The organism is Psychrobacter nivimaris, from assembly GCF_904846365.1.
In the GTDB taxonomy this organism is placed as follows: Bacteria; Pseudomonadota; Gammaproteobacteria; order Pseudomonadales; family Moraxellaceae; genus Psychrobacter; species Psychrobacter nivimaris_B.
The window spans coordinates 67,109-74,399 of the sequence record NZ_CAJHAL010000018.1 but is presented as its reverse complement, the minus strand read 5'-3'; the positions used below and the strand labels follow the sequence as shown (position 1 = coordinate 74,399).

At 43.4% G+C, this 7,291-nt stretch carries 5 protein-coding genes; 2 read left to right on the top strand and 3 right to left on the bottom strand.

The window, feature by feature from the left end; translation table 11 throughout:
* The first annotated feature begins 222 nt into the window (after positions 1–222).
* Positions 223–717: a ribosomal protein S18-alanine N-acetyltransferase gene (gene rimI / locus JMX63_RS08790; protein ID WP_134292731.1), complete on the top strand. Its 495-nt coding sequence runs from the start codon at positions 223–225 to the stop codon at positions 715–717.
* 94 nt (positions 718–811) lie between these two features.
* Here rimI and JMX63_RS08785 read toward each other — a convergent pair whose 3' ends face one another.
* The 3 genes from JMX63_RS08785 to trxB are packed head-to-tail and all read right to left on the bottom strand — an operon-like array spanning position 812 to position 3,106.
* Positions 812–1,246, bottom strand: coding sequence for a MerR family transcriptional regulator (locus tag JMX63_RS08785; RefSeq protein WP_102078510.1), 435 nt, complete (start codon positions 1,244–1,246; stop codon positions 812–814).
* 30 nt (positions 1,247–1,276) lie between these two features.
* Entirely contained in the window at positions 1,277–2,083 is an 807-nt protein-coding gene (gene aat, locus JMX63_RS08780; RefSeq protein WP_201572069.1) for a leucyl/phenylalanyl-tRNA--protein transferase, read from the bottom strand.
* The gene (gene trxB, locus JMX63_RS08775) at positions 2,084–3,106 is read right to left on the bottom strand and encodes a thioredoxin-disulfide reductase (RefSeq protein WP_134292733.1); all 1,023 of its coding nucleotides are present in this window, start codon (positions 3,104–3,106) and stop codon (positions 2,084–2,086) included.
* Between the two features lie 546 nt (positions 3,107–3,652).
* Here trxB and JMX63_RS08770 point away from each other — a divergent pair.
* Positions 3,653–7,027, top strand: coding sequence for a DNA translocase FtsK (locus tag JMX63_RS08770; protein ID WP_227543703.1), 3,375 nt, complete (start codon positions 3,653–3,655; stop codon positions 7,025–7,027).
* The last annotated feature ends 264 nt before the right edge of the window (positions 7,028–7,291 follow it).

Genomic DNA, 7,291 nt, shown 5'->3' with positions numbered 1-7,291 from the left:
CTTCGCTATTCGTGAAGGCGGCCGTACTGTAGGCGCTGGTGTTGTTGCTAACGTATTGAACTAATCCTTAAGTCTCAGCAATGAGCTTATGAATTAGTCATAAAAAAGGCCATCCTATCTAGGGTGGCCTTTTTTTTGTGATAAAAAATAAATAATTTGGTCACTTACTTATATAATCTAAGTACAACCAAATGATGAGACTAATTAAATGAAAGGAACATCATGTTTGCGATAGAAGCACTACCAACGAATGCAATAGAACTCGAAAACGTTATTCAAACCGTCGCTAATATAGAAGCGGTCGTGCAACCAGATGATGCTTGGAATCAGAAAACATTGACTGAGTTACTTGAGCAGGACAGTATTTGCCTACTGATTGCTTACGATCAAGCCAAAGAAGAGAGCGTCTCTCATCGTGAGATAGTTGGCTATTGTTTATATCAAACGACTTTTGAGCAAGCAGAAGTGTTGCGTATCGGAACTGATCCAAAATACCAACGCCAAGGCATTGCTTTACAGGTATTGAATAAATTGCATGAGCTGTTACAGCTTAATCAGGTAGAGAGTCTTTTGTTAGAAGTACGTGCCGATAATACAGCGGCGATAGCGTTATACGAGCAACAGGCATTCAATATTATTCATAAGCGTAAAGGATATTATAAAATGCCACATAAACCAGCAGTCGATGCATTGATCATGCAGCATAATTATATTTAATAAAGAAAATAAGGCTTAATAAAAAATAAGCGATTATGATAAAAGTGGCTACAACAGCTACGATATAAAAGCAGAGTTAACTAAGATTTAAGCTTTATTGCAAAGGAATTTTCTTTTTACAGACCTCTACATCAAGCTGATAATCACTATCTGCTTTCATTCGACCTAAAATATCCAAGCGTTCGCTCAGTAACTCCACCATTATGCTGATATTGGCTTGCTGTTTCTTAACCTGTTCTAGCTTCTGCTGAGTGAGTATGAGCTGCGAATCAATATCCAAGTGACCATCATAATAATCATTTAGACTATTTTTGATTTCGGTAAGAGTAAAGCCAATAGCTTGCGCGCTTTTGATCAGCTCTATGCGTTCGATACACTCTGGATGAAATTCGGTATATAAACGTGAGCCTGCCTGACGCTTGCGAGATTTTAGCAGGCCTAATTGCTCGTAATGGCGAACCGTATCTTTGGTCGTATTGGCCTTTGCTGCTAGCTCTCCAATCAATAGAAACGATGTATCAAGTGCCATAATAACCTCTTATTTTTTTCGCTATGATAATCATAACTCTAGTTGCCACGGCGATTCGCTATCCAGTAGCGATACGGCTAACGGTTTATGAGAGTGCCTTTGCCATGGCACAGACTGGCTGCCAATCAGGTTGTCTAACTGAGTCAGAAAGCTAGCACGCGGTAAAGTAGTGGCACCTAAGCTCATCAAATGATCGTTCGGTAACTGACAGTCGACGAGTGCGACATCGCTTTGTTCACATAAGCGCATCAGACCCCAAAACGCTAGCTTTGACGCATTAGATGCTCGATGAAACATTGATTCACCAAAATAGATGCCGTTTATTTTTAACCCGTACAATCCGCCAATCAGTTGACCTGCTTCGTCCCAAACTTCAATGCTATGAGCAAAGCCTTGCGCATGCAATTTGGTATAAGCTTCGATCATCTCATCATGAATCCAAGTATGCTCACCTCCGGGATGATTGTCATTAAGGCCATCACTGCGCGGTAAGCTACAGGCATGTATGACATCGTCAAAAGCTTTATTAAGCGTCAATTGCCAACGTTCGCGATTTGCTTGCTTACGTAGAGACTTACTCGGTTGATAAGCCGAGGGGGCGATCACACAACGCGGCTCAGGACACCACCAAGCAATAGGCTCATCTTCGTTAAACCAAGGAAATAGTCCTTGAGCATAGGCTGATATCAGTGTTTCAGGTGCTAAATCACCCCCCATAGCGACGATGCCAATACCATCAGGATCGATAGAAATGGGATCAGGAAAGTCATAACGCCCAAGACTTTTTAAAGTCTCAGGCGTAATGTGTTTATCGTGCTGTTGAGTAAAGTTGCCCATTTAGGCTTCTTTATCTGCAGTTAGTGTTGAATCATAAGTGTGGTCACGAGCGACGGTTTCGCCCAGTGCATCCAAGTACTTTTCAGCATCTAGCGCAGCCATACAACCCGTACCAGCAGAAGTGATGGCTTGACGGTAAACGTGATCGGCTACATCACCTGCGGCAAACACACCTTCAATACTGGTCTGGGTAGCATTACCAGTCAAGCCACTATTAACGATCAGATAGCCATCTTTCATATCCAACTGACCTTTGAACAAGTCAGTATTTGGCTTATGACCAATAGCGACAAACATACCCATTGTGTCTAGTTGTTTGGTGCTGCCATCAATCATTGATTCGATAACGACGCCATTGACGCCCATGTCATCACCGACCACTTCTTTTACTTGATGGTTCCATTCGATTTTGACATTGCCGCTTTTGGCTTTTTCAAATAGCTTGTCCTGCAGAATTTTTTCAGAGCGTAGGCTGTCACGGCGATGTACTAAGGTCACTTCAGACGCAATATTAGATAAGTACAAAGCTTCCTCAACCGCTGTATTACCACCACCAATCACCGCAACTTTTTGGTTTTTATAAAAGAAACCATCACAAGTGGCACAGGCTGATACGCCAAGCCCTCTGAATTTGGTTTCCGATTCTAGCCCCAAGTACTGTGCAGAGGCACCAGTTGAGATAATGAGCGCGTCACAAGTATAGCTACCGTTGTTACCTGTCAATTGAAAAGGACGCTCGTTTAGGTTTACTTCATTGATATGATCGTAGACCAGTTCAGTACCGAAACGCTCTGCATGCGCTTTCATACGTTCCATCAATGCAGGACCTGTCAAATCATGCGCATCGCCTGGCCAGTTGTCGACTTCGGTAGTGGTGGTTAATTGTCCACCGACTTCCATGCCAGTAACCATAACCGGCTTAAGGTTAGCGCGCGCTGCATAAACGGCTGCAGAGTAGCCAGCAGGGCCTGAGCCTAAAATAATGAGCTTTTCGTGACGTGGAGCAGTAGTGTCAGTTGCCATGAGTTGTTCCTTGCTAAATATACGAATTAAAAATGTAAGTTATAAATATAATAAAAGAGGAATATCAAAAATGACTACGAATATGCTTCTTCTAATTGCTGTGTGATAATAACATAAGGGCACAGCGCACAAAGTGCAAGTTTGCTAAAACAAACACAGGTATCATTAGAATCAAAGAATAAATAACTTTGGAACATAAGTGCAAAACAGAGACTATTTTATAGAATTTAGGCAATACAGTTAGCCATATTTTGCCACTCGTGTTTCGCTAACCAGCTGTTTTCTTACGCAAAGTGTCTACTGATTTACTTTCTTACACGCTTTCTTGAGAAGACTGTCGCCACTGTACCTATGTATTTGTTATTATAAGAAGTTATGCCAAGTGTAGTAGGAGCCAAGCGATAACGGTTGTTTAAAGGCTCTACAATCGGCACATGCCAAACAAACACTTCGCTCGGTACATTTATGTCAACACTTTATGTCAGCATGATTAGGCTTAGTCATGCATTGGCGACCATTTAGTATTAATAACAAGGCAGATCTTACGTGATATCAGCACCGCTTATTGAGTATTTAAAAAAGGGAATGTTTACCCTCCTTGGGTTAATACTGGCCGTTTATTTGTTTGTCATTTTGATGACTTATACAGGCAACGATCCTAGCTGGTCGCACATCAGTAGTGATATGACCACGATTAATAATATGGGCGGCGAGGCAGGCGCATGGTTATCCGATTTGCTTTACAGCTTTTTTGGGTTTGGTGCTTGGTGGTTTTTGGCATTCGTGGTTTATGAATCTATTTTGATTTGGTGGGAAAACAAGCCAACGTTTTGGCTCATGCGATTGGTCGCTTATGTGTTTTTGCTATTAAGTGCTAGCGCATTATTTGCACAATTGGTTTCTCTAGTTCAGCAAGTCACAAACCCTGACGCAATCGGTCTTGAAGGCGTCGCTGGTGGTATCATCGGGCTAGAACTACAAGCGCGTTTGGCACAGCTACTATCGCAGTGGGGGAGTGTGATTTTCTTAGCAGTATTCGTTGTGATTACCGCTACGTTTGCCTTTAATATCCATTGGATGACGATATATCAAAAGGTTCGTGCGCTGTCATGGCTTGGTTCAGGTGTAAAAAGTCAGGATGCTATCAACGCTACTGAACCGAGCAGTACATCACAAGATGATAGCCAAAACTTAGATGAGTCGGTAGATAAAAAAGTAGAGCATGAGCAACTGCCACTTGAGTTACAGTCTGCGGAAAATACTAGCGGTACTCAAGACGTCAACAGCAGTGGACGTTTCGGTAGTGTATTATCAGAATTTTTGGCAACCTCAGGATTGGCAGATAGTGTCAAAGCCTCCGTCATCGCAGCAAAAGCAGCGGCGACACCCAATAGCTCAAAAAGTGATCAGGCAAATACCGATACAGAAACGCTTAAAGATGCTACTGATAGTACGGTCAACAGTACAGTCCAGCCATTAGTTTCAAACTTGACTGCACCTATTGCTCGCAAAGTTGAGCCAAGCTTTGCGTGGAATGATGCCAATACTGTCGATGATTTACTCGCAAGTGAGCAAATGGTTTATAATGCCAATAGCATGGACAGCTCGGCTATGCCTGTACCTAACTATTCCCAAGCGGGTACTAGTAGTACAGCATCGTTAGAGAAATCAGTACCTGCTACTGTTGTGACCACTACAACGATGGAAGCGGTTGATCAACCAGATATACATGATAAAGAATCACTAGCTCAGCCATCAGTTGATGAGTCAGTGAGCAGTAATTTAGCCAGTCAGCCAGTCATTGAACCTGCTGATCCTAAAATCTCTACGACACATGAGACTGAGGAAGTAGATAAGTTGGCAGAAGCATGGTTGGCAGAGCATGCTAACATATCAGAACCTACTGAATCTGTTGTAGGAACGTATGAAGACTCTAAGCCTGTTCAGGAAATCATAGCAGCTGAGCCAATAGTACAAGAGAAAAACCCAGAACCTATCTTAGAAGAGCCTATTAGCTTTGCACAGGAGTCAGCCAATCAACTGTCTGATACGCCTGTAGAGTTGCCACATACTGAAAAAACAGCAGTAGCCCCTGAGCCTGAAGTTGCTCCGGTAACAGTAGAGACTGAGCCTGCATTGCCAGATGTGCCAGATGTGTCAGACATGACACCAACCAATACGCCTCCTGCCAATCCAAAAGCAGCGCCAACGGTGGAAGTGACTAGCCCAGTCTCAAATGTACAGCCTGAGCCGAAAGCGTCCGTGCAACCATCTGTTAGCTTTGCTGTCCCAGAGGGCGATAGTAGCAACCATATCACTGATATGATGTCAGAGGATGATAGTAATGACGACACCAATGTACCGGTCATGCCGCATATTAGTGATGACGCAGCCTTCAGTCAAAAGTCACGCTCGATGCAAACGGCAGCTTATCGCAGCAGCCTGACGCCTATTCCAGAAGTCTCTATATTGGATAAGCCGGATCCTGACCGCAAGCCTAGCTACACTGTGGCTGAACTTGAAAAACTGTCTGAGTTGCTAGAAATTAAGCTACAAGAATTTAATGTAAAGGCTTCTGTGGTTAATGCTATCCCTGGCCCTGTTGTCACCCGTTTTGAAGTAGAGCTGGCTGCTGGGGTGAAGGCTAGTAAAGTCACAGGTATCTCGCGTGATTTAGCACGTTCATTATCGATGGCCTCTTTACGTGTGGTCGAAGTGATTCCGGGCAAACCGTACATCGGTATCGAAGTGCCTAACAAGAAACGTGAAATGGTACGTTTGATTGAACTGCTAAATACCGAAACGTTTAAAGATCCTAAAGCGCAGATTAGCATGGCAATGGGTAAAGACATCGGTGGTAACCCAATCATTACCGACCTTGCTCGTGCGCCGCATATGCTGGTGGCTGGTACCACAGGCTCTGGTAAATCAGTATTGGTCAACTCGATGCTACTATCGATGCTACTCAAATATACACCCAATGAGCTGCGTCTTATCTTGATTGATCCAAAGCAGCTTGAGCTTGCTAACTATAATGATATTCCGCATTTGCTAACGCCAGTAGTCACCGATATGACGGAAGCGGCCAGTAGCTTGTCATGGTGTGTGGCCGAGATGGAACGTCGCTATCAGTTGATGAGCTTGCTAAAGGTTCGTAAGCTCAATGAGTTTAATAAAAAAGTCATCGCGGCGGAAAAATCAGGCAATCCTATGCTCGATCCTCTATGGCGTCCAAATGACAGCGTAAGTATTAGCCAAGCACCAAAGCTAAAAACCTTACCCATGATTGTTATTGTCGCGGATGAGTTTGCCGATATGATTATGCAGGTTGGTAAACAAGCCGAAGAGCTCATCACACGTTTGGCGCAAAAATCGCGTGCTGCAGGTATTCATTTAATGCTAGCGACTCAGCGTCCATCAGTCGATGTCATTACAGGTCTGATTAAAGCCAACATCCCAGTGCGTGCGGCACTACGAGTCAACTCAAAAGTCGATTCACGTACGATTCTAGATAGTGGCGGTGCTGAGGACATGCTGGGTAACGGCGATATGTTGTTCTTGGGGCCAGGACAGATCGAGCCAGATCGTGTACATGGTGCTTACGTCAGTGACGAAGAAGTTAACCGTGTCTGTGATGCGTGGCGTGAGCGCGGTGCCCCTGACTATATTGATAATATGGCAGGCAATTTTGAATTGTCTAGCCCAGGCGGTGGTAGTACAGCCAATGCCTCTGGTGAAGATGATGATTTATATAATGATGCTGTGGCCTTTATCATGGAAACACGTAAAGTTTCTGCCTCAAGCATTCAGCGTAAATTTAGTATCGGCTATAACCGTGCCGCGCGTATTGTCGACTCTATGGAAGAAGCTGGATTGGTCAGCTCGATGGGCAAAAGTGGCAAGCGTGAACTATTGATGTAGGATTAATCCTTAAGTTGATAACGAGAAAGCGAGTCATGAGAATGGCTCGTTTTTTTATGGAAGAAACTTAATAATACTTTTATAAATTGTGGGTTTAGAAGTAAGCTCTTATTATTCAGTATGTTCTAGGGCTCGAAGAGTAGATTCGTATATTGGTTCATTAATTACTTAAACCATCCAGATGACTAACGAGTCCGTTTATCAAATATCAGGCACGGTTTTTTATACTAAACTGACAGGAGTTTATGAAAAAATAGTCATTAG